The organism is Geodermatophilus sp. YIM 151500 (genome assembly GCF_025716945.1).
Classification (GTDB): Bacteria; Actinomycetota; Actinomycetes; order Mycobacteriales; family Geodermatophilaceae; genus YIM-151500.
On record NZ_JAOVZT010000014.1, the window covers coordinates 69,832 to 91,644 of the forward strand.

At 75.5% G+C, this 21,813-nt stretch carries 19 protein-coding genes; 16 read left to right on the forward strand and 3 right to left on the reverse strand.

All coding sequences use genetic code 11. The annotated features are described in order from the left end of the window. Window positions 1–91: 91 nt before the first annotated feature. Window positions 92–646 (reverse strand): transcriptional regulator, encoded by a 555-nt coding sequence (locus OF117_RS19130; RefSeq protein ID WP_263554438.1) that lies wholly within the window; start codon window positions 644–646, stop codon window positions 92–94. A gap of 259 nt (window positions 647–905) precedes the next feature. On the opposite strand from OF117_RS19130, the gene pyrR reads away from it, so the two are divergent. From pyrR to pyrF, 7 genes are all read left to right on the forward strand, one after another. Beyond that, complete coding sequence (pyrR, locus tag OF117_RS19135; protein ID WP_263554439.1) at window positions 906–1,523, forward strand: bifunctional pyr operon transcriptional regulator/uracil phosphoribosyltransferase PyrR; 618 nt, start codon at window positions 906–908, stop codon at window positions 1,521–1,523. Between the two features lie 94 nt (window positions 1,524–1,617). Then, complete coding sequence (locus OF117_RS19140) at window positions 1,618–2,541, forward strand: aspartate carbamoyltransferase catalytic subunit (protein WP_263554440.1); 924 nt, start codon at window positions 1,618–1,620, stop codon at window positions 2,539–2,541. Then, the gene (locus tag OF117_RS19145) at window positions 2,538–3,842 is read left to right on the forward strand and encodes a dihydroorotase (RefSeq protein WP_263554441.1); all 1,305 of its coding nucleotides are present in this window, start codon (window positions 2,538–2,540) and stop codon (window positions 3,840–3,842) included. The genes OF117_RS19140 and OF117_RS19145 overlap by 4 nt, the downstream gene beginning before the upstream one ends. Further along, a complete protein-coding gene (gene carA, locus OF117_RS19150) occupies window positions 3,839–5,005 on the forward strand; it encodes a glutamine-hydrolyzing carbamoyl-phosphate synthase small subunit (protein WP_263554442.1) in 1,167 nt (388 codons plus the stop codon). Before OF117_RS19145 ends, carA begins: the two co-directional genes overlap by 4 nt. Before the next feature lie 64 nt (window positions 5,006–5,069). Continuing rightward, window positions 5,070–8,384, forward strand: coding sequence for a carbamoyl-phosphate synthase large subunit (gene carB, locus OF117_RS19155; protein WP_263554443.1), 3,315 nt, complete (start codon window positions 5,070–5,072; stop codon window positions 8,382–8,384). Then, the gene (locus tag OF117_RS19160; protein ID WP_263554444.1) at window positions 8,381–9,784 is read left to right on the forward strand and encodes a dihydroorotate oxidase; all 1,404 of its coding nucleotides are present in this window, start codon (window positions 8,381–8,383) and stop codon (window positions 9,782–9,784) included. Before carB ends, OF117_RS19160 begins: the two co-directional genes overlap by 4 nt. After that, complete coding sequence (pyrF, locus tag OF117_RS19165) at window positions 9,781–10,659, forward strand: orotidine-5'-phosphate decarboxylase (RefSeq protein WP_263554445.1); 879 nt, start codon at window positions 9,781–9,783, stop codon at window positions 10,657–10,659. The genes OF117_RS19160 and pyrF overlap by 4 nt, the downstream gene beginning before the upstream one ends. A gap of 485 nt (window positions 10,660–11,144) precedes the next feature. Here the strand turns inward: pyrF and OF117_RS19170 are convergent, their stop codons facing one another. Next, window positions 11,145–11,852, reverse strand: a complete 708-nt coding sequence (locus OF117_RS19170; RefSeq protein WP_263554446.1) for a class I SAM-dependent methyltransferase — start codon at window positions 11,850–11,852, stop codon at window positions 11,145–11,147. A 443-nt stretch (window positions 11,853–12,295) separates the two neighbouring features. Here OF117_RS19170 and mihF point away from each other — a divergent pair, with 443 nt between their 5' ends. The 6 genes from mihF to OF117_RS19200 all read left to right on the forward strand — a co-directional run bounded on the left by mihF (window position 12,296) and on the right by OF117_RS19200 (window position 18,361). Next, window positions 12,296–12,652, forward strand: a complete 357-nt coding sequence (gene mihF / locus OF117_RS19175) for an integration host factor, actinobacterial type (RefSeq protein ID WP_263554447.1) — start codon at window positions 12,296–12,298, stop codon at window positions 12,650–12,652. A 49-nt stretch (window positions 12,653–12,701) separates the two neighbouring features. Beyond that, a complete protein-coding gene (gene gmk / locus OF117_RS19180; protein WP_263554448.1) occupies window positions 12,702–13,301 on the forward strand; it encodes a guanylate kinase in 600 nt (199 codons plus the stop codon). Window positions 13,302–13,365: 64 nt separating this feature from the next. Beyond that, window positions 13,366–13,629 (forward strand): DNA-directed RNA polymerase subunit omega, encoded by a 264-nt coding sequence (gene rpoZ / locus OF117_RS19185; RefSeq protein WP_263554449.1) that lies wholly within the window; start codon window positions 13,366–13,368, stop codon window positions 13,627–13,629. Window positions 13,630–13,646: 17 nt separating this feature from the next. Then, window positions 13,647–14,885 (forward strand): bifunctional phosphopantothenoylcysteine decarboxylase/phosphopantothenate--cysteine ligase CoaBC, encoded by a 1,239-nt coding sequence (gene coaBC / locus OF117_RS19190; RefSeq protein ID WP_263554450.1) that lies wholly within the window; start codon window positions 13,647–13,649, stop codon window positions 14,883–14,885. A gap of 96 nt (window positions 14,886–14,981) precedes the next feature. Next, entirely contained in the window at window positions 14,982–16,205 is a 1,224-nt protein-coding gene (gene metK, locus OF117_RS19195) for a methionine adenosyltransferase (protein WP_263554451.1), read from the forward strand. Window positions 16,206–16,405: 200 nt separating this feature from the next. Next, the gene (locus OF117_RS19200; RefSeq protein ID WP_263554452.1) at window positions 16,406–18,361 is read left to right on the forward strand and encodes a primosomal protein N'; all 1,956 of its coding nucleotides are present in this window, start codon (window positions 16,406–16,408) and stop codon (window positions 18,359–18,361) included. 10 nt (window positions 18,362–18,371) lie between these two features. Here OF117_RS19200 and OF117_RS19205 read toward each other — a convergent pair whose 3' ends face one another. After that, window positions 18,372–18,863, reverse strand: coding sequence for a hypothetical protein (locus tag OF117_RS19205; RefSeq protein ID WP_263554453.1), 492 nt, complete (start codon window positions 18,861–18,863; stop codon window positions 18,372–18,374). A gap of 72 nt (window positions 18,864–18,935) precedes the next feature. Between OF117_RS19205 and def the strand changes: the two genes are divergently transcribed. Genes def through OF117_RS19220 form a run of 3 tightly spaced genes read left to right on the forward strand, consistent with a single transcriptional unit; the run spans window position 18,936 to window position 21,804 of the window. Next, the gene (def, locus tag OF117_RS19210) at window positions 18,936–19,472 is read left to right on the forward strand and encodes a peptide deformylase (protein ID WP_263554454.1); all 537 of its coding nucleotides are present in this window, start codon (window positions 18,936–18,938) and stop codon (window positions 19,470–19,472) included. Then, the gene (gene fmt / locus OF117_RS19215; protein ID WP_263554455.1) at window positions 19,418–20,398 is read left to right on the forward strand and encodes a methionyl-tRNA formyltransferase; all 981 of its coding nucleotides are present in this window, start codon (window positions 19,418–19,420) and stop codon (window positions 20,396–20,398) included. Before def ends, fmt begins: the two co-directional genes overlap by 55 nt. Then, window positions 20,395–21,804, forward strand: a complete 1,410-nt coding sequence (locus OF117_RS19220; protein WP_263554456.1) for an RsmB/NOP family class I SAM-dependent RNA methyltransferase — start codon at window positions 20,395–20,397, stop codon at window positions 21,802–21,804. Before fmt ends, OF117_RS19220 begins: the two co-directional genes overlap by 4 nt. Window positions 21,805–21,813 lie beyond the last annotated feature (9 nt).

Sequence of the window (21,813 nt, forward strand, 5' to 3'; positions counted from 1 at the left end):
CGACCGACCGCGGCCACGTGCCGTCCCCCGGCTGCGCGGAGCCCCTGCGACCTCGTGATCGATCGCGGTCGTGCTCGGCGGGGATCGCGGGTCAGCGGGGGGAGCGGCGGCGTTCCCAGTGGGGGTCGATCGGCTCGTCCTCGTCCTCGTCTCCGCCGGAGCCGACGATGCCCTCCATGCCGGGGGAGAGCACACCCCACTCGATCAGCCGGGTGGTCAGCTCGTCGGGGCTCATGTCGTAGATGATCGCCAGCGACTTGAGGTCCTCGGCGCGGATGGACAGCACCTTGCCGTTGTAGTCGTGCCGCTGCGCCTGGATCGTCGACGCGTAGCGGGCCAGCGGACCGGCCTCGTCGGCCGGCAGCGAGCCCAGCGACTCGAGGTTCAGGACGATCTTGGTGCTCGAGGTGACGGCGGACGACGGGCGCGGGTCGGGCAGCAGCTCGGAGACCGGCACGCCGTAGAACACCGCGAGCTCCGACAGGCGCTGCACGGTGACGGCACGGTCGCCGCGCTCGTAGGACCCGACGACGACCGCCTTCCACCGGCCGTGCGACTTGTCCTCCACCCCCTGCAGGGACAGGCCCTGCTGGTTGCGGATGGCGCGGAGCCGGGCGCCGAGGGCCCGTGAGTAGTCGGTGCTCATAGCTGTGCTGCTCACCGTCCGTGGTCGAGGAAAGGTCATGCTCGTCACGCAGCGTACTGGCCTGTCGGGAAGTGCAACACCCGGAGTTCCGCTCGAAGGAAGTAGTTGTTCAGGTGCGGACAGTGAGCACCACCGGCGTGACCTGGGCGGACCGTCTGCCCCGAGGCCGGGGTGGGCGACGGCGCCCGGTGCAGTACCGTCGTCCCCGGTCCACCCGCTCCTTTAACGACCCGTCCCGTGAGGCGGGGAAGGAGGCCCGATGGCCGGCTCGCCCGAGCCTGCCCCGCGCGGCGCGCCCTCGTTCGGCGCCCCGTCGCCGCCCGGCGGCGTCCTGATCCCGGCCGCCGACCTGGCCCGCGTCGTCGACCGCATGGCCCACCAGCTCATCGAGCGGGTCGCCAGCAGCGGCTCCGATCTCGGTCTGGCCGACCTCGTGCTGATCGGCATCCCCACCCGGGGTGCCCCGCTGGCCCGCCGGCTGGCCGCCCGCGTGGAGGCGTTCTCCGGCACCGCGGTCGACGCCGGCACGGTCGACATCACCCTGTACCGCGACGACCTGCGGCTGCGCGGCGTCCGGGCCCTGGAATCCACCGTGCTGCCGACCGCGGGGATCGACGGCCGGCTCGTGGTCCTCGTCGACGACGTCCTGTACTCCGGCCGCTCGGTGCGCGCCGCGCTCGACGCGCTGCGCGACCTCGGCCGGCCCCGGGCCGTGCAGCTCGCCGTGCTGGTCGACCGCGGCCACCGGGAGCTACCCATCCGGGCCGACTACGTCGGCAAGAACGTGCCCACCTCGCGCAGCCAGCAGGTGCGCGTGCACCTGACCGAGGTGGACGGCGTGGACGAGGTGCTGGTCACCGAGGGGGAGCAGCTGTGAGGCGACGGGGAGCGGGCACCGCGGCGGGCGAGGGACGCGCGGCGGGCGAGGGACGCGCGGCGCAGCGTGCGCGGGGCCGGACGGGGGTGCGCGGGTGAAGCGGCACCTGCTGGAAGCGGCCGACCTCGACCGGGGCGACGCGACGCTGGTGCTCGACACCGCCGCGCAGATCGACACCGCGCTCGCCGGGCGCGAGGTCAAGAAGCTGCCGACGCTGCGCGGGCGCACGGTGGTCAACCTGTTCTACGAGGACTCCACGCGCACCCGGATCTCCTTCGAGCTGGCCGCCAAGCGCCTCTCCGCCGACGTCATCAACTTCTCGGCCAAGGGCAGCAGCGTGTCCAAGGGGGAGAGCCTCAAGGACACCGCGCTCACGCTCGAGGCGATGGGCAGCGACGCGATCGTCGTCCGGCACTCGGCCTCCGGAGCCCCGCACCGGCTGGCGCGATGGGTGCGCGGCAGCGTCGTCAACGCCGGTGACGGCACGCACGAGCACCCCACGCAGGCGCTGCTCGACGCCTACACGATCCGCCGCCGGCTGGGCCGGCTCGAGGGCGTGCGGGTGGCGATCGTGGGCGACGTCCTGCACAGCCGGGTCGCCCGGTCCAACGTGGGCCTGCTGCACACCCTCGGCGCCGAGGTCACCCTCGTCGCGCCACCGACGCTGCTGCCCGTCGGCGTCGGCAGCTGGCCGGTCTCGGTCAGCTACGACCTGGACGCCGTGCTGCCCAAGAGCGACGTGGTGATGATGCTGCGGGTGCAGGCCGAGCGGATGAACGCCTCGTTCTTCCCCAGCGCCCGGGAGTACAGCCGCCGCTACGGCCTGGATGCCCCGCGCATGGCCGTGCTCGCCGACGACGCGATCGTCATGCACCCCGGCCCCATGAACCGGGGCATGGAGATCGCCGCCGAAGTGGCGGACTCGGTGCGCTCGACCATCGTCGAGCAGGTCGGCAACGGCGTGTCGGTGCGCATGGCCGTCCTCTACCTGCTGCTCGGAGGGAACCCCACCGCGTGACGACCTACCTGATCACGGGCGCACGACCGTACGGCGAGGCCGCCGTCGACCTGCTGCTCGCCGACGGCCGGATCGCCGAGGTGGGCGCCGGCTTGTCGTCGGCCGCTGCCGAGGTCGTCGACGCCGGCGGGCTGGTCGCCCTGCCCGGCCTGGTCGACCTGCACACGCACCTGCGCGAGCCGGGCCGGGAGGACGCCGAGACGGTCGAGACCGGCAGCCGCGCCGCCGCGCTCGGCGGCTTCACCGCCGTGCACGCCATGGCCAACACCGACCCGGTGGCCGACACGGCCGGCGTGGTCGAGCAGGTGTGGCGGCTGGGCACGCAGGCCGGCCTGGTCGACGTCGTCCCGGTCGGGGCGGTGACGGTGGGGTTGCGCGGCGAGCGGCTGGCCGAGCTCGGCGCGATGGCCGACTCCGCCGCCCGCGTGCGGGTGTTCTCCGACGACGGCTCCTGCGTGAGCGACCCGGCGCTCATGCGCCGGGCGCTGGAGTACGTCAAGGCCTTCGACGGCGTCGTCGCCCAGCACGCCGAGGAGCCGCGGCTGACGGCGGGAGCGCAGATGCACGAGGGCGACCGCTCGGCCCGGCTCGGGCTGACCGGCTGGCCGGCCGCCGCCGAGGAGGCGATCATCGCCCGCGACGTGCTGCTCGCCGGGCACGTCGGTGGCCGGCTGCACGTCTGCCACGTCTCCACGGCCGGGTCGGTCGAGCTGCTGCGCTGGGCGAAGGGCCGGGGAGTGCAGGTGACCGCCGAGGTCACCCCGCACCACCTGCTGCTCACCGACGAGTGCGCCGAGACCTACGACCCGGTCTTCAAGGTCAACCCGCCGCTGCGCACCACCGCCGACGTGCACGCGCTCCGCGAGGGTCTCGCCGACGGCACGATCGACGCCGTCGCCACCGACCACGCGCCGCACGCGGTGGAGGACAAGGAGAGCGAGTGGGCCCAGGCCCGGCCCGGCATGCTCGGGCTGCAGCAGGCGCTCTCCGTGGTCGTCCAGACGATGCTGGAGCCGGGTCTGCTGGACTGGCGCGGCGTCGCCGACCGCATGTCCGCGCGGCCGGCGGCGATCGGCCGGCTGGCCGGGCTGGGCGCCCGGTCGCAGGGCCGGCCGCTGGCCGCCGGGCAGCCGGCCAACCTGGTGCTGGTCGACCCGGCGCACCGCTCCGTCGTCGACCCGGCCGCGCTGGCCAGCCGCAGCCGCAACAGCCCCTACGCCGGCCGGGAGCTCCCCGGGCGGGTGGTCGCGACGTTCCTGCGGGGCGAGGCGACCGTGCTCGACGGAAAGGCTGTCAAGTGAGAGAAGCGGTCCTCGTGCTCGAGGACGGGCGGACGTTCCGCGGCGAGGCCTACGGCGCCGTGGGGACGACGGTCGGCGAGGCGGTCTTCGCGACCGGCATGACCGGCTACCAGGAGACGTTGACCGACCCGAGCTACGCCGGGCAGGTCGTCGTGATGACCGCCCCGCACGTCGGCAACACGGGCGTCAACGACGAGGACGACGAGAGCCGCCGCATGTGGGTGGCCGGCTTCGTCGTCCGCGACCCGGCCCGGCGGCCCGCCAACTGGCGGGCGACCGGCAGCCTCGACGACGAGCTGGCCGCGCAGGGCGTGGTCGGCATCAGCGGCATCGACACCCGGGCGCTGACCCGGCACATCCGCGAGCGCGGTGCGATGCGGGTCGGGATCACCAGCGAGCGCGGCGACCGCGACGCGCTGCTCGCCCGCGTGCAGGCGGCACCCCGGATGGAGGGCGCCGACCTGGCGCCGGGCGTGTCGACCACCGAGCCGTACGTCGTGCCCGCCGAAGGGGAGAAGCGGTTCACGATCGCCGCGCTCGACCTGGGCATCAAGACCGCCACGCCACGGCACCTCGCCGCGCTCGGCGTGGAGACCCACGTCCTGCCCGCCACCGCGACCGCCGCCGACCTGCTCGCCGCCGGCCCGGACGGGGTCTTCCTCTCCAACGGCCCCGGCGACCCGGCCGCGGCCGGCTACGCGGTCGAGGCGGTGCGCGGGGTGCTCGAGGCCCGCCGCCCGCTGTTCGGCATCTGCTTCGGCAACCAGATCCTCGGCCGCGCGCTGGGGTTGGGCACCTACAAGCTGCGGTTCGGCCACCGCGGGCTCAACCAGCCGGTGCTCGACCGGGTCAGCGGCACGGTGCGGGTGACCAGCCACAACCACGGGTTCGCCGTCGACGCGCCGCTCGACCGCCCGACCGGCACGCCCCACGGCGCGGTCGAGGTCAGCCACGTCGGCCTCAACGACGACGTGGTGGAGGGCCTGCGCTGCCTGGAGGTGCCCGCGTTCAGCGTGCAGTTCCACCCCGAGGCCGCGGCCGGACCGCACGACGCCGCACCGCTGTTCCAGCGGTTCGTCGACCTGATGGCCGCCCACCGGGACGACGGCGAGGCGGTCGGCCCCCCGCCGGTCGTCGAGCACACGACGGGGGAGAAGGCCTGATGGCAGCGGGACCGCGGGGGACGCCCGACCGCACCGGCCGACGCGACGCGGGGGTGGCCTGACCGTGCCGAAGAGGACCGACATCTCGCACGTGCTCGTGATCGGCTCCGGGCCGATCCTCATCGGCCAGGCCGCCGAGTTCGACTACTCGGGCACGCAGGCCTGCCGCGTGCTCAAAACCGAGGGGCTGCGGGTCAGCCTGGTCAACAGCAACCCGGCGACGATCATGACCGACCCGGAGGTGGCCGACGCCACCTACGTGGAGCCGCTCACGCCCGAGTTCGTCGAGCAGGTCATCGCCGCCGAGCGGCCCGACGCGCTGCTGGCCACCCTCGGCGGTCAGACCGCGCTGAACCTGGCCATCGGGCTGTTCGAGAACGGCACGCTGGACCGGTACGGGGTGCGGCTGATCGGCGCCGACGTCGACGCCATCAACCGCGGCGAGGACCGGCAGCTGTTCAAGGACATCGTCCGCTCCGTCGGTGCCGACGCACCCCGGTCGAAGGTGTGCGGCAGCGTCGAGGAGGCGCTGGCGACCGCGGCCGAGGTCGGCTACCCGGTGGTGATCCGGCCGAGCTTCACCATGGGCGGGTTGGGCTCGGGATTCGCCACCGACGAGCCGATGCTGCGCCGGATGGCCACCCACGGGCTCGCCGACTCCCCGGTGCACACCGTGCTGGTCGAGGAGTCGGTGCTCGGCTGGAAGGAGTACGAGCTCGAGCTGATGCGCGACCGCAGCGACAACGTGGTCGTCATCTGCTCGATCGAGAACGTCGACGCGATGGGCGTGCACACCGGCGACTCGGTCACCGTGGCCCCGGCGATGACGCTCACCGACCGCGAGTACCAGCGGATGCGCGACGTGGGCATCGCCGTGCTGCGCGCGGTCGGCGTCGACACCGGCGGCTGCAACATCCAGTTCGCCGTCCACCCGGACACCGGCCGGCTCGTCGTCATCGAGATGAACCCGCGCGTGTCCCGGTCGTCCGCGCTGGCGTCGAAGGCGACCGGGTTCCCCATCGCCAAGATCGCCGCGAAGCTGGCCATCGGCTACACCCTCGACGAGATCACCAACGACATCACCGGCGTCACACCGGCGTCGTTCGAGCCTGCGCTCGACTACGTGGTCGTGAAGATCCCGCGGTTCGCGTTCGAGAAGTTCCCCGGCGCCGACCCGCGGCTGACCACGACGATGAAGAGCGTCGGCGAGGTGATGGCGCTGGGCCGGAACTTCCCCGAGGCGCTGGGCAAGGCGATGCGCTCGACCGAGACCTCGGTGGCCGGCTTCTGGACGGGCGGGGACCCGGCCGACGGCGGATCCGCCGGCGAGCTGCTCGAGGCGCTGCGGACGCCGGTCGACGGCCGGCTGTACCTCGCCGAGCGGGCCCTGGCGGCCGGGGCCACGGTCGAGCAGGTCGCCGAGGCCAGCGGCTTCGACCCGTGGTTCGTCGACCAGGTCGCACTGGTCCGCGAGGTCGGTGGGAAGGTCCGCGACGCGCCGTCCCTCACGCCGGACCTGCTGCGCCGGGCCAAGCGGCACGGCCTGTCCGATCGGCAGGTCGCGGCCCTGCGACCGGAGCTCGCCGGCGAGGACGGCGTCCGGAGGCTGCGGTGGCGGCTGGGCATCCGGCCGGTCTTCAAGACCGTCGACACCTGCGCTGCCGAGTTCGCCGCCCGGACGCCGTACCACTACTCCTCCTACGACGAGGAGACCGAGGTGCCGCCCCGGGAGAAGCCGGCGGTGCTGATCCTCGGGTCGGGCCCCAACCGGATCGGCCAGGGCATCGAGTTCGACTACTCCTGCGTGCACGCGGTGCTGGCGCTGCAGGACGCCGGCTACGAGGCGGTCATGGTCAACTGCAATCCCGAGACCGTCTCCACCGACTACGACACCGCCGACCGGCTGTACTTCGAGCCGCTCACCTTCGAGGACGTGCTGGAGGTCGTCGAGGCCGAACGCGCCGCCGGTCCGGTGGCCGGGGTCATCTGCACCCTCGGCGGGCAGACCCCGCTGGGCCTGGCCCAGCGGCTCAAGGACGCCGGTGTCCCCGTGCTGGGCACTGCGCCGGAGGCGATCGACGCCGCCGAGCACCGCGGTTCGTTCTCGCGGGTGCTGGCCGACACCGGGCTGCCCGCGCCGGCCCACGGCACCGCGACGACCTTCGCCGAGGCGCGGGAGATCGCCACGCGCATCGGCTACCCGGTGCTCGTCCGGCCCTCGTACGTGCTCGGCGGGCGCGGGATGGAGATCGTCTATGACGACGCCACGCTCGAGGCGTACATCGCCAAGGCCACCGAGGTGAGCCCGGAGCACCCCGTGCTGGTCGACCGGTTCCTCGAGGACGCGGTCGAGATCGACGTCGACGCGCTCTACGACGGCACCGAGCTGTTCCTCGGCGGGGTGATGGAGCACATCGAGGAGGCCGGCATCCACTCCGGTGACTCGGCGTGCGCGCTCCCGCCGATCACCCTGGGCCGGGCCGACCTGGTGCGCATCCGCGCGGCCACGGAGAAGCTCGCCGCGCGGATCGGCGTGCGGGGTCTGGTGAACGTCCAGTACGCGATCAAGGACGACATCCTGCACGTCATCGAGGCCAACCCGCGGGCCTCGCGGACGGTGCCGTTCGTGTCGAAGGCGACCGCGGTGCAGCTGGCCAAGGCCGCCGCCCGGATTGCGGTGGGCGAGTCGATCGCCGACCTGCGGGTAGCCGGGGTGCTGCCGGCCACCGGCGACGGCACCGACCTGCCCGAGGACGCGCCCATCGCGGTCAAGGAGGCGGTGCTGCCGTTCCACCGGTTCCGCACGGTCGAGGGGCACGGCGTCGACACCGTGCTCTCCCCGGAGATGAAGTCGACCGGCGAGGTCATGGGTCTCGACGCCGGCTTCGGCACCGCCTTCGCCAAGTCGCAGGCGGCCGCGTACGGGTCGCTGCCGACGTCCGGGACGGTGTTCGTGTCGCTCGCCAACCGCGACAAGCGCTCGGCGATCTTCCCGGTCAAGCGGCTGGCCGACCTCGGGTTCCGGGTGCTGGCGACCGCCGGCACCGCCCAGGTGCTGCGCCGCAACGGGGTCGCCTGCGACGTGGTCGGCAAGTACAGCGAGGGACCGGGCAACTGCGTCGAGCGGATCCTCGCCGGCGAAGTCGACATGGTGGTCAACACGCCGTTCGGGTCGCCGGGCAACAGCGGGCCGCGGCTCGACGGCTACGAGATCCGCACCGCCGCCGTCGCCGCCGGGATCCCGTGCATCACCACCGTGCAGGGGATGGCCGCCGCAGTGCAGGGCATCGAGGGGCTGCGCCGCGGCGACGTCGGCGTCCGGAGCCTGCAGCGGCTGCACGCCACCCTCGCCGCCGCCCGCCCCCGCGCCACCCCGTGACCCCCGCCCCGTCGGCCGTGTCGGCCGGGATGGCCGTCCAGCGGGTGCGCGACGACCTGCTGGCACGCGGCCTGGTCGCCGGCCTGACGGCGGAGTTCCTCGCCGGCATCACGCGGTTCGCACGACCGCCGGAGCCGGAGCTCGACGCGCTGGCGGCGGCGGCCGGGGGGCTGGCGGCCCGGCTCGCGGACGGTCGGGCGGGGGACGACGACCTGCCGCTGCTCACCCGGGTGCTCTACTTCGCCGGGCACGCCGGCGTGCTCGCCGACGCCGGGCTCCGGACGCCGGCCTACGACGTGCGGGGCTCCTACCGCGACAACCTCGCCGCGCCGCTCGGCCCGCGGCTGCCCGAGCGACCGCGAGCGGGCGGCGGCAGGCGCTGGCGCGTGCTGGGTCGCGCGGTCGGCTTCCCCATCGGGGTGCCCGCGTGCGTCCTCAACGGCGGCGCGGAGGAGGTGCGCCACAACGCGCGCAACGGCTGGAGCGTGCTCACCTACAAGACCGTGCGCAGCCGGGCACACGAGCCCAACCGCCGACCGAACTGGGCCTTCGCCTCCCGGTCGACCGCGAGCTTCCCGCCGGGCGCGGCGGTCGAGGTCGTCGCGGACCCCTGGGACTGGGTCGACCCCGGCGCGCCGGAGGTCAGCACGGTCAACTCGTTCGGCGTCCCGTCGCCGGCGCCCGAGGAGTGGATGGCCGACCTCGAGCGGTCGCTGGCCGTGCTCGACGACGACCAGCTGCTGCTGGTCAGCGTGATGGGGGAGGACGCCGACGGGGGCGGGATCGGCGCGCTGGTCGCCGACTTCGCCCGGACGGCGCGGATGGCCGAGGAGGCCGGGGCACCGGTCGTCGAGCTGAACCTGTCCTGCCCCAACACGCTGGACCGGTCGGCGTCCGGGGTGAAGCCGCCGCTGTGCCTGGACGCCGACGCGGCCGTCGCCGTCGTGGAGGGCGTGCGCCGGGCGCTGGGCGACCGCACCGGGCTGGTGGCGAAGCTGTCCTGGTTGGACGAGGGGCGGCTGGCCGCGCTGGTGCCGCGGCTGGCGCCGCTGGTCGACGGCATCGCCGGCATCAACACCCTGCAGGGCGTGGTGCGCCGCAGCGACGGCGAGCCGACCTTCCCCGGCCGCCGGCTGGCGGGCGTGTCGGGGATCGCCGCGCGGGACTCCGCACTGGACTTCACCCGCCGGCTCGTCGCCCTGCGGGAGGGTGGGGGTGCGCACTTCGACGTCCTCGCGATGGGCGGGGTCACCGACGTGGCCTCCTGCGCGGCGCTGTTCGCGCTCGGCGCGGACGCGGTGCAGTCGGCGTCCGGTGCGTTCGCCGACCCGTACCTGGCCCGCGACTGCATCGCCGCGCTGGGTGCCACGCTGCCGCGCGCCGTGGAAGGGGACCGGTGACTGCGCCGTTCGGCCGGCGGCTGTCCGATGCCGTGCTCGCCCGCGGCCCGCTGTGCGTGGGCATCGACCCGCACCCGCCGCTGCTGGACGCGTGGGGCCTGCCGGACGGCCCGGACGGCCTGGCGCGGTTCACCGATGCGGTCGTCGAGGCGCTGGCCGGCACGGTGGCGGTGCTCAAGCCGCAGATGGCGTTCTACGAGCGGCACGGCTCGCGGGGCCTCGTCGTCCTCGAGGACGGCGTGGCCCGGGCGCGGGCCGCCGGGGCACTGGTGCTGCTGGACGCCAAGCGCGGCGACATCGGGTCGACGATGAGCGCCTACGCCGACTACCTGCGCCCCGACCATCCGCTCGCGGTGGACGCCCTGACGGTCAGCCCGTACCTGGGTACCGGGGCACTCCAGTCGGCGGTCGACACCGCACGGCAGCACGGCGGCGGCCTGTTCGTGCTGGCCCGCACCTCGAACCCCGACGCGGGCACCTTGCAGCACGCGCGGGTCGGCGACCGCTCGGTCGCCCAGGCGGTGGTCGACGCGGTGCGCAGCTGGAACACGCCGGGGTGGGTGGTCGGCGACCCGCTGCCCGACGTGGCCGCCGTCCGCGACGTCGCGGGCGGGTGGGGGCCGGCCACGGGCTCGTTCGGCGTGGTGGTCGGCGCGACGCTGGCCGAACTGGACGTCGACCTCGATGGCCTCGGCGGGCCGGTGCTGGCGCCCGGGTTGGGTGCCCAGGGCGGCTCTCCGGCCGACCTGCGCCGGCTGTTCGGGGACCACCGGGCCGTCGTCCCCACCGTGTCGCGGGACGTGCTGGCCGCAGGCCCCGATCCGGCGGCGCTGCGCGCCGCCGCCGACCGCTGGACGGCCGAGCTGGCCAGATAGCCGGCTCGATCAGTTGATGAGGCAACCGTGTTCGTCGACGCAGACGCCGGCCAGGCCGGCTGCGACGCCGTTCGCGATTGCCACGATCGGCCTGTGCCCGTGCGGACGCGCGCACATGCGGGGCCCGAGCAGCGGTCACCCGGGTCCTGCGCGGCTGCCTGGTTGACGGCTCAGGCGCGTAGCGGTGGGTCGGTGGGGATGAGGATCGGGGTGCCGTCGGGGCGGTAGGTGCGCCAGCGGGCGCCGGGTGGGGCGGTGTCGTCGCGTGCGAGGCGGTCCGGCGTGGACCTTGGTGGTGGGTCGAGCGAAGCTGGGCAACGCATAAGTGCAGGTCAGTGGACAGATGGGTCGTGTCCGCGACGTACTGCATCCCGCCCGCGCGGAGACGGGACGGTTGCCGGCAGGGCGGTACCCCGACTCTGCCGCGCGATCCTCCGGTCGTCCTGTCGGCGCGGCCGGCCGTCGAGCGGGCTGGCATCCGGCCGTCAGGCAGCGACAGCGGTGACGAACGTGCAGATGCCCTCGCCACGGTCCGCGCGCAGCCGCAGCCCGAGGACGCGTAGCGCGGCGATCTCGAGCCGGTGGGCCACCCGGCGCATGCCGGTGTAGAAGGTGTCGCCGGCCGTCGTGACCTCGATGCGGTCGAACCCCGCGAGACGGACGTGCTCGGTCAGCATCCAGTCGGGCAGGATCGAGATGTGGCCCGGCTGGTAGTAGTGCGACGGGCCGAAGATGTACGGCGCGCCCATGAGCAGCATTTTCAGCCGCGAGTGCGGGTGCGTCACGTTCGGCGTGCTGACCAGCAAGGTGCCGCCGTCCCGGAGCAGTGACCGCATGGTGCGCAGCACCTTGCGGGGGTTCTCCACGTGCTCGAGCGTCTCGACGCAGACGACCATGTCGAACGGGCCGCGCGTCTCGTCGGTCCACTCGGGCTCGTCCAGGTCGAGCGGCTGGATCCACTCGTGCGGTGGTTCGAGGTCGGTCGGCACGACGTCGAACCCGGCATCGCGCAGCCGGAGGGTCAGCGCCCCGCAGCCCGCCCCGACCTCGAGGATCCGGCCGCCCTCGGGGAGGTTGCGGCGGACCAGCTCGACGGCGTACTCGTGCACCCCCGGAGCCGCGTGGACGACGTGCCCCTTGTAGGACCACCCCGTCTCCGTCCGGTGAATGGTCCTGCGCTCCGTCCCCACCACGCGGTCAGCGTGCCACACTCCGGCCGTCGCACCGGTCCGCCCGTCCGCCGGGCATACCGTTCGCCGGGACGTCGTCCCGCCTGACGGTGGTCGGACCGCCCGTGCGGGGCGGGGCTCATCGGTGTCGGAGCAGGTCACGCGGCCGTCACCGGCGTGTCGCCCGCGCGACACGCCGGAGTCCGGCGTCCGGCGACCCGACCGGACCGCCGGACGGCGGGGCACGCTGACCAGCGGTGATGACGGACCGTCACCCGTGTCGCGGACGGTGCGTGAACGGTCGTCGCCCATCGTTCGCCGACGGCGCGCAATCGGGGCGTGACCAGCGGATATGCCGGGAACTAGGTTGGCTGCGGGGCTCAGCCGCGGGCTCCCCGTCCCGACCGAACGACCGCCTGACCCGCCGGGTCGACCACGTCCGGCGCACGACACGAATGGGTCGAACGATGCCGCTTCCCGAACTGTCCCCCGAACAACGCGCCGCCGCCCTCGAGAAGGCCGCCGCGGCCCGCAAAGCGCGGGCCGAGCTCCGCGAGCGGCTCAAGAGCAAGGGCGCCACGGTCGGTGACGTCCTGCGCCAGGGCGAGTCCGATGAGGTGATCGGCAAGATGCGGGTCTCCGCCGTGCTCGAATCCCTCCCCGGTGTCGGCAAGGCGCGGGCTGCGAAGATCATGGAGCGCCTGGAGATCTCGCCCACCCGACGGGTCCGGGGCCTGGGCGCCAACCAGCGCCGGGCCCTGGAGCAGGAGTTCGGCGGGGAGAAGGTGGAGGCCGACCAGGTCCCGGCCGACCAGGCTCTGTGAGCCCGCGGGCCGGGGACCGGCCCGCGGGACGATCGGACGGGGACGACGAGTGGCACACGCACCGACCGCACGGCTGACCGTGCTCTCCGGCCCCTCCGGGGTGGGCAAGGGCACCGTGGTGGCGGAGGTGCGGCGCCGGCATCCCGACGTGTGGCTGTCGGTGTCGGCGACCACCCGTCGTCCGCGTCCGGGCGAGGTCGACGGCGTTCACTACCACTTCGTCGACGACGCGGAGTTCGACCGGCTGATCGCGGCCGACGGCCTGCTCGAGTGGGCCGAGTACGCGGGCAACCGATACGGCACGCCGGTGGCCCCGGTCCGCGCCCGACTGGCGTCCGGGGCCCCGGCCCTGCTGGAGATCGAGCTGCAGGGCGCGCGACAGGTGCGCGCCCGGGAACCCGAAGCGCAATTGGTCTTCCTCGCCCCGCCCTCCTGGGCGGCGCTGGTCAGCCGGCTCGCCGGCCGCGGCTCCGAACCTCCTGCCGTGCAGGAGCGGCGGCTCGTGAGGGCGCAGGCCGAGCTGGACGCCGCCGGCGAGTTCGACGCCGTCGTGGTGAACGACGACGTCAGCCGGGCGGCGGATGAATTGGTAAGCTTGCTGACTGCGCCCTCGTCCGGATCGCTCCGGAGGTCGGGCGCCCACGAGTGACGAGCTGCCGGACGAGCACGCCGGCCTCCGCACTGCCGCCACCGAACGAGGAGCCCGCCCGCCCGTGTCCGGAGTCGCCCCTGCCCCCGAGGGCATCACCAACCCGCCGATCGACGAGCTGCTCGAGCGCACGAGCAGCAAGTACGGGCTGGTCATCTTCGCCGCCAAGCGCGCCCGGCAGATCAACGCCTACTACAGCCAGCTCTCCGAGGGCCTGCTGGAGTACGTCGGCCCGCTGGTCGACACCGCGCCGCAGGAGAAGCCGCTGTCCATCGCGTTGCGCGAGATCAACGAGGGCCTGCTCGCCCACACCGCCGGCGAGGGCTGAGGTCCCGGCCCGCGCGCATGAGCCGCATCGTGCTCGGCGTCGGCGGAGGGGTCGCCGCGTACAAGTCCGCCCTCCTGCTGCGCGCCTTCACCGAGGGCGGGCACGACGTCCGCGTCGTCCCGACCGCCGGCGCACTGCGCTTCGTCGGCGCCGCCACCTTCGAGGCGCTGTCCGGCAGTCCCGTCACCTCCGACGTGTGGGACGACGTCCCCGAGGTGGCGCACGTCCGCATCGGCCGGGAAGCCGAGCTGGTCGTCGTCGCGCCGGCCACAGCCGACCTGCTGGCCCGCGCCGCCACGGGCCGGGCCGACGACCTGCTCACGGCGACCCTGCTCACCGCCACCTGCCCGGTGGTCTTCGTGCCGGCGATGCACACCGAGATGTGGCTGCACCCGGCCACGCAGGACAACGTCGCCACGCTGCGCCGCCGCGGCGCGGTCGTGCTGCCGCCCGCGGTCGGCCGGCTGACCGGCCCCGACTCCGGTCCCGGCCGGCTGCCCGAGCCGGCCGACATCGCCGCGCTGGCCCGCGTCGTCCTCGCGCACGGCACGCGTGCGCTCGCACCCGACCTGGCCGGCCGCCGGGTGGTCATCAGCGCCGGCGGCACCCGTGAGCCGCTGGACCCGGTGCGCTACCTGGGCAACCGCTCGTCGGGACGGCAGGGCTGGGCGCTGGCCCGCGTCGCCGCCGCCCGCGGCGCCGACGTCGTCCTCGTGGCCGCCGGCGTCGACGCACCCGCCCCGTTCGGCGTGCGGGTCGTGCCCGTCGGCACCGCCGAGGAGCTCCGCGCCGCGATGCTGGCCGAGGCGGCCGGCGACGACCGGCCGGCCGACGCCGTCGTCATGGCCGCCGCGGTGGCCGACTTCCGCCCCGGCACCCCGTCGGCGACCAAGCTCAAGAAGGGCAGCGCCGCCGAACCCACGTCGGTGCCGCTGGTGCGCAACCCGGACGTGCTCGCCGAACTGGTCACCAAGCGGGCGCCGGGCCAGCTCGTCGTCGGCTTCGCCGCCGAGACCGGTGACGACGAGGGCGACGTGCTGGCCCACGCCCGCGCCAAGCTGGCCCGCAAGGGCTGCGACCTGCTCGTCGTCAACGACGTCTCGGCCGGTCAGGTGTTCGGCGCGGAGGAGAACGCCGTCGTCGTCCTCGCCGCCGACGGGACGGTGACCGAGGTCCCGCGCACCGGCAAGGACGCCGTCGCCGCGCACGTCTGGGACGCCGTCGTCCCCAGGCTGTCCACCCCCCGCCCCGACTGACCCCAGCGGTCCCGAACCCGCACCCGCCGTCGGTCCGCGCCGGTAACGTGCGCCGGTGGGACCGCCCGCAGGCCGCACCGAACCAGGGAGCACCGAGTGCCACGTCGTCTCTTCACCTCCGAGTCGGTGACCGAGGGACACCCCGACAAGATCGCCGACCAGATCAGCGACGCCATCCTCGACGCGATGCTCGAGCAGGACCCGCGCAGCCGGGTCGCGGTCGAGACGCTGATCACCACCGGCCAGGTCCACATCGCCGGTGAGGTCACCACCTCCGGGTACGTCGAGATCGCCGAGATCGTGCGCCACACGATCCTCGGCATCGGCTACGACTCCTCCCGGAAGGGCTTCGACGGCGCCTCCTGCGGGGTGAGCGTGTCGATCGGCGCGCAGTCGCCCGACATCGCGCAGGGCGTCGACGTCGCCTACGAGGCGCGCGCCGCCGAGCTCGGTGACGACGCCGCGCGGGCCAAGGAGATCGACGACGCCATCGCCCGCCAGGGGGCCGGCGACCAGGGGCTGATGTTCGGCTTCGCGACCGACGAGACCCCCGAGCTCATGCCGCTGCCGATCGCGCTCGCCCATCGGCTCTCCCGGCGGCTGGCAGCGGTCCGCAAGGACGGCTCGGTGCCCTATCTGCGGCCCGACGGCAAGACCCAGGTCACCGTCGTCTACGAGGACGACCAGCCGGTCGGCGTCGACACCGTCGTCGTGTCCTCCCAGCACGCCGACGACATCTCCCTCGAGCAGCTGCTCACCCCCGACATCCGGGAACTGGTCGTCGAGCCCGAGCTGGGCGTGCTCGGCCTGCCCACCGACGGCTACCGGTTGCTGGTCAACCCCACCGGCAAGTTCGTCATCGGCGGCCCGATGGGCGACGCCGGGCTGACCGGCCGCAAGATCATCGTCGACACCTACGGCGGGATGGCCCGGCACGGCGGCGGCGCCTTCTCGGGCAAGGACCCGTCGAAGGTCGACCGGTCCGGCGCCTATGCCATGCGCTGGGTCGCCAAGAACGTCGTCGCCGCGGGGCTGGCCCGTCGTTGCGAGGTGCAGGTGGCCTACGCGATCGGCACCGCCTCCCCGGTCGGCCTGTTCGTCGAGACCTTCGGCACCGGCGTGGTTGCCGACGACGTCCTCGAGAAGGCGATCGGCGCGGTGTTCGACCTGCGGCCGGGCGCGATCGTGCGCGACCTGGACCTGCTGCGGCCCATCTACAAGCCCACCGCGGCCTACGGCCACTTCGGCCGCTCCGACGTCGAGTTCCCCTGGGAGCGGCTGGACCGCGTCGACGCGCTGCGCTCGGCCGCGGGCATCTGAGGAAGGACCCCTCTGCCCCCCACCACTCGCAAGCTCGCGGCGGGTCCCTGCAGAGGGGCCGTTCCAGCACGTCACCGGCTCGCGGCGGGTCCCTGCAGCGGGGCCGTTCCAGCACGTCACCGGCTCGCGGCGGGTCCCTGCAGAGGGGCCATCTCTGCCGCGGGAGCACAGGTGTGACCGGGGAGCCCGACCGTCCCACCGTGGCCCGTGTCGTCGTCGACGTCCCGCTGGCCCACCTCGACCGGCCGTTCGACTACGTCGTGCCCGACGACCTGGTCGGCGAGGTCCGGATCGGCTGCCGGGTGCGGGTGCGTTTCGCCGGCCAGCTCGCCGACGGCTTCGTCGTCGGGCTGGCCGACCGCAGCGAGCACACCGGGAAGCTGACGCCGCTGGCCAAGCTGGTCTCGTCCGAGCCCGTGCTCACCCCGGACGTGGCCGCGCTGGCCCGCGCGGTCGCCGACCGCTGGGCCGGCACGCTCACCGACGTGCTGCGGCTGGCCGTCCCGCCGCGGCGGGCCGCCGCCGAGAAGCGGCCGCCGGCGCCACGGCCCGCGCCGCCGCCCCCGCCGGACCCGGCGGGCTTCGCCCGCTACGCGGACGGGCCCGCGCTGCTGGCCGCCGTCGCCGAGGGCCGCCCCGCCCGGGCGGTGTGGACGGCGCTGCCCGGCGAGGACTGGCCCGCCCGGCTGGCCGAGCTGTGCCAGGCCGCGCTCTGCGGTGGGCGTGGTGCGCTGGTCGTGGTCCCCGACGGCCGCGACCTCGACCGCGTGGCCACCGCGGTGGAGGCCCGCCTGCCGGCCGGATCGTCGGTGGTGCTGCGCGCTGACGCCGCGCCCGACACCCGTTACCAGCGGTTCCTGGACGCCGCCCGGGGGAGCGCCCGGGTGGTGCTGGGGGTCCGCTCCGCGGCGCTGGCGCCGGTCGCCGGCCTCGGCCTGGTCGTGGTCTGGGACGACGGTGACGACCTGCACGCCGAGCCGCGCGCGCCCTACCCGCACGCCCGCGACCTGCTGGTCCACCGCGCCCACCTGTCCGGCTGCGCCGCCGTGGTGGCGGGTACGGCGCGGTCGGCCGAGGCGGCGCTGCTCGTGGAGAGCGGCTGGGCGCACGGGCTGGCGGCCGACCGGACCGCGCTGCGCGCCGCCGCCCCCCGGGTGCAGGCGCTGGGTGACGACGCCGAGCTGGCGCGCGATCCCGCCGCCCGGACGGCGCGGCTGCCCTCGCTGGCCCACCGGGTGGCCCGGCAGGCGCTGGCTGACGGTGCCCCTGTGCTGGTGCAGGTGCCGCGCGCCGGCTACGCGCCGGGGCTCTCCTGCGACCGCTGCCGGGCGCCCGCCCGCTGTGCGGTGTGCGGCGGCCCGCTCGGCATCGCGCCGCGGCCGGGCCCCGGCGGCGCCCGGGTGCCGGCCTGCCGTTGGTGTGCCCGCCCGGCGGCGACCTTCTGCTGCCCGCACTGCTCCGGGACGAAGCTGCGCGCCTCGGTGGTCGGCGCCACCCGCACCGCGGAGGAGCTGGGCCGGGCGTTCCCGGGCGCGGCGGTCCGCGTGTCGGGCCGCGGTTCCGGCGTGCTGGCCTCGGTGCCGGCGGGCCCGGCGCTCGTGGTGGCCACACCCGGCGCCGAACCGGTCGCCGAGGGCGGCTACGGCGCGGCGCTGCTGCTCGACTCGTGGGCGCTGCTGGGCCGCGCCGACCTGCGGGCGGGGGAGGAGACGCTGCGCCGCTGGCTGAACGCGGCCACGCTCGTGCGCCCGGCGGCGGCCGGCGGTCAGGTGGTGGTGGCCGCCGACGCCGCGCACCCCGTCGTCCAGGCGTTGGTGCGCTGGGACCCGGCGGGTCTGGCCGTACGCGAGCTGGCCGACCGCCGGGCGCTCGGGTTCCCGCCGGTCACCCGCATCGCCGCGCTGTCGGCCTCGGCGGCCGCGCTCGCCGAGTTCCTCGACGCGCTGCGGCTGCCGGACGGCGCCGACGTGCTCGGCCCGGTGCCCGAGCCACCCCGCCCCGGCCAGGAGGACGAGCGGGAGCGCTATCTGGTGCGGGTGCCGCGGGCGGAAGGGCTCGCGCTGGCCCGCGCACTGGCCGAGGTGCAGGGCGTGCGCAGCGCGAAGAAGGCGCACGAGCACGTGCGGGTGCAGCTCGACCCGCTCGACCTGGTGTGAAGTCCCGGGGTCACGCGCCCGTCGTCAGCAGCTCGGCGATCTCGTCGTCCAGCTCCTGCGCGGCCCGGTCGCCCTCCGCCCGGTCGGCTGCCCGTGCCCAGAGCACCGGCAGCGTGCAGAGGCCGCCGGCGGCCCCGGCCACCATCCCGATCAGCAGGTGGGGCCGACGGGCGCCGTGCCGACGCAGCAGGCGGGCCAGCGGACCGTCGACCACCGTCACCACCGCGCTCCACCCGAGGGTGAGCAGGCTCCGGCGCACGAGCACCGTGAGCTCGGCCGAGTCGCGCGCGTCGTCGGGCATCCCGGCGGCGGCACTGCGCAGCGCCGGCCAGTCGCGCCACAGGGCGTCCGCGACGACGGAGGCGGCGAGCACCAGGTAGAGCCGTCGACGGGCGGCGGACCGGCCGGGGTGGTCGAGGGCCGCCTCGGTGACACCGACGACCAGCCCGTCGACCAGGCTGCCCGCGACCGCCTGCACCCGGTGGGAGGTCAGGGAGGCCACGACCGGACCGTAGCCGTCCGCCACCGGGGCCGCGCCCGTGGCGGGCGCGGACGGGCGACCTACGATCGCCGGGTGAGCGTCACCCCCATCCGCCTGTTCGGCGACCCGGTGCTGCGCACCCCGGCCGCCCCGGTCGTCGACTTCGACACCGAGCTGCGCCGGCTGGTCGACGACCTCACCGACACCATGCACGCCGCCGGAGGCGCCGGGCTGGCCGCACCGCAGATCGGCGTCGGCCTGCGGGTGTTCACCTGGTACGTCGACGGGGAGGTCGGCCACCTGGTCAACCCGGACGTGACGCCGGTCGGGGAGGAGCAGGAGGAGGGCCCCGAGGGCTGCCTGTCGATCCCCGGCCTGCGCGCCGACTGCCGCCGCCACCTGCACGTGGTCGCCACCGGCTGGTCGGTGCACGGCGAGCCGGTGCGCGTGGAGGGCTCGCACCTGCTGGCGCGCGCGGTGCAGCACGAGGTCGACCACCTCGACGGGGTGCTCTTCGTCGACCGGCTGGACGGCGAGGCGCGGGCGGCCGCCCTCGCGGCGCTGGCCGGGGTGCCGTGGTCCGGCGAGCAGGCCTGGCTGCCCCGGGGCGTGAAGGTGAGCCCGCACTGAGACTCCTGTTCGCCGGCACCCCGGCACCCGCGGTCCCGTCGCTGGAGGCGCTGCTGGCCTCCGGCCACGAGGTCGTCGCCGTGCTGACCCGCCCCGACGCGCGCGCCGGCCGCGGCCGGTCGGTGAGCCGGGCGCCGGTCGCCGAGCGGGCCGACGCGGCGGGCATCCCGGTGCTGCAACCGGCGTCACCGCGCGACCCGGCGTTCGTCGACCAGCTCGCCGACCTGGCCGTCGACTGCGTGCCCGTGGTCGCCTACGGCGCGCTGGTGCCCGAGCCGCTCCTCGGCGTGCCGCGGCACGGCTGGATCAACCTGCACTTCTCGCTGCTGCCGGCCTGGCGCGGCGCCGCGCCGGTGCAGCACGCGATCATGGCCGGCGACGAGATCACCGGCGCGTCCACCTTCCGGCTGGAGGCCGGCCTCGACACCGGCCCCGTGTACGGCACGGTGACGGCGGCGATCGGTGCGCACGAGACGGCCGGTGACCTGCTGGCCCGGCTGTCGGTCAGCGGCGCTCGGTTGCTGGTGGCCACGCTGGACGGGATCGAGGCGGGCACGCTGGACCCGCAGCCCCAGCCGGCCGAGGGCGTGAGCCTCGCCCCGCGGCTCACCGCCGCCGACGCCCGGGTCGACTGGTCGTTGCCGGCGCACGTGGTCGACCGGCGGGTGCGCGGGGTCACCCCCGCGCCCGGCGCGTGGACGACGTGGCGCGGCGACCGGCTGCGGATCGGCCCGGTCCACCCGTTGGAGTCGTCCCTCGCGCTGGCCCCGGGTGAGCTGACGGTCGGCCCGACGGGCGTGCTGGTCGGCACCGGGCGCGGCGCCGTCCGGCTCGGTGACGTGCAGCCGGCCGGGAAGCGGATGGTGCCGGCCGAGGACTGGGCCCGCGGCGCCCGGCCCGCCGCCGGCGAGAAGGTCGGGGAGTGACCCGGCCTGGTCGACCGCAGCGCGGCCGTCCCCGGCCCGGTGGCTCGCGCCCGGGCCGGCGCCACCGGCCGGCACCGCGGCTGGACGGCGCCCGGCTCACCGCCTACGACGTCCTGGACGGCGTGACGTCACGGCGCGCGTACGCCAACCTGCTGCTGCCCCAGCTCCTGCGGGAACGAGCGGGCGACCTGTCCGAGCGCGACGCCGCGTTCGCCACCCAGCTGGCCTACGGCGCGCTGCGGGCGCAGGGCACCCTCGACGCGGTGCTCGCCCGGCTGGTCGACCGGCCGCTGGGCGACCTCGACCCGCGCGTGCTCGACCTGCTGCGGCTCGGCGCCTACCAGCTGCTCGACCTGCGGGTGCCGTCGCACGCGGCGGTCGACACGACCGTCGACCTGACCCGGGCCATCGTCGGTGCCGGGCCCGCCGGGCTGGTCAACGCGGTGCTGCGGAGGGTGGCCGCCGGTGGTGACCGCGCGGCGTGGCTGGCGACGCTCGCCGCGTCCGGGGACACGGCACTGGCGCTGGCCACCGACCACCCGGAGTGGGTGGTGCGGGCCTGGCGGGACGCGCTGGGCGGCGACGCCGAGCTCGAGGCGGCGCTGCGGGCCGACGACGCCGCGCCCGAGGTGCACCTGGTCGCCCGGCGGGTGTCCCGCGACGCCCTGGTGGCCGAGTCGGGCGGCGAGCCGGGGCCGTGGTCGCCGTACGCCGTCCGCCTGGGCGGGGGCGACCCGGGCCGGCTGCCGTCGGTGCGCGCCGGCGACGCCGCCGTGCAGGACGAGGGCAGCCAGCTGGCCGCGCTCGCGCTGGTCCGCGCCCCGCTGGGCGGTCCGGACGCCGCCTGGCTGGACATGTGCGCCGGGCCCGGCGGGAAGGCGGGGCTGCTGGCCGCCGTCCGCCCGCCCGGCGTGCGGCTGACGGCCGCCGACCGGGCGCCGCACCGTGCCGAGCTGGTGCGCGGGGCGCTCTCCGGGGTGGACGACGTCGAGGTGGTGGTCGCCGACGGGCGCGAGCCGCCGTGGCCGGCGGGGTCGTTCGACAGGGTGCTGCTCGATGCGCCGTGCACCGGTCTGGGGGCGCTGCGCCGCCGTCCGGAGGTGCGCTGGCGGCGGACACCGGCCGACGTCCCCCCGCTGGTGGAGCTCCAGGCCGCGCTGGTCGACTCGGCGCTGGCGTCGGTGCGGCCCGGTGGCGTGGTCGCCTACGTGACCTGCTCACCGCACACCGACGAGACGGTGGGGGTCGTCGACGCGGCGGTCGCGCGGGACGACGTCGAGGCGCTGCCGGTCGCGCCGCTGTTCCCGGAGGTGCCGGACGTCGGGCGCGGGCCGCATGCGCAGCTGTGGCCGCACCGGCACGGCACCGACGCGATGTTCATCGCCCTGCTCCGCCGCACCCGCTGACGGCTACGG

Coding starts and splice junctions, on each gene's coding strand:
- OF117_RS19130 (WP_263554438.1), bottom strand. CDS start 646: ATGAGCACCGACTACTCACGGGCCCTCGGCGCCCGGCTCCGCGCCATC.
- pyrR (WP_263554439.1), top strand. CDS start 906: ATGGCCGGCTCGCCCGAGCCTGCCCCGCGCGGCGCGCCCTCGTTCGGC.
- mihF (WP_263554447.1), top strand. CDS start 12,296: ATGCCGCTTCCCGAACTGTCCCCCGAACAACGCGCCGCCGCCCTCGAG.
- coaBC (WP_263554450.1), top strand. CDS start 13,647: ATGAGCCGCATCGTGCTCGGCGTCGGCGGAGGGGTCGCCGCGTACAAG.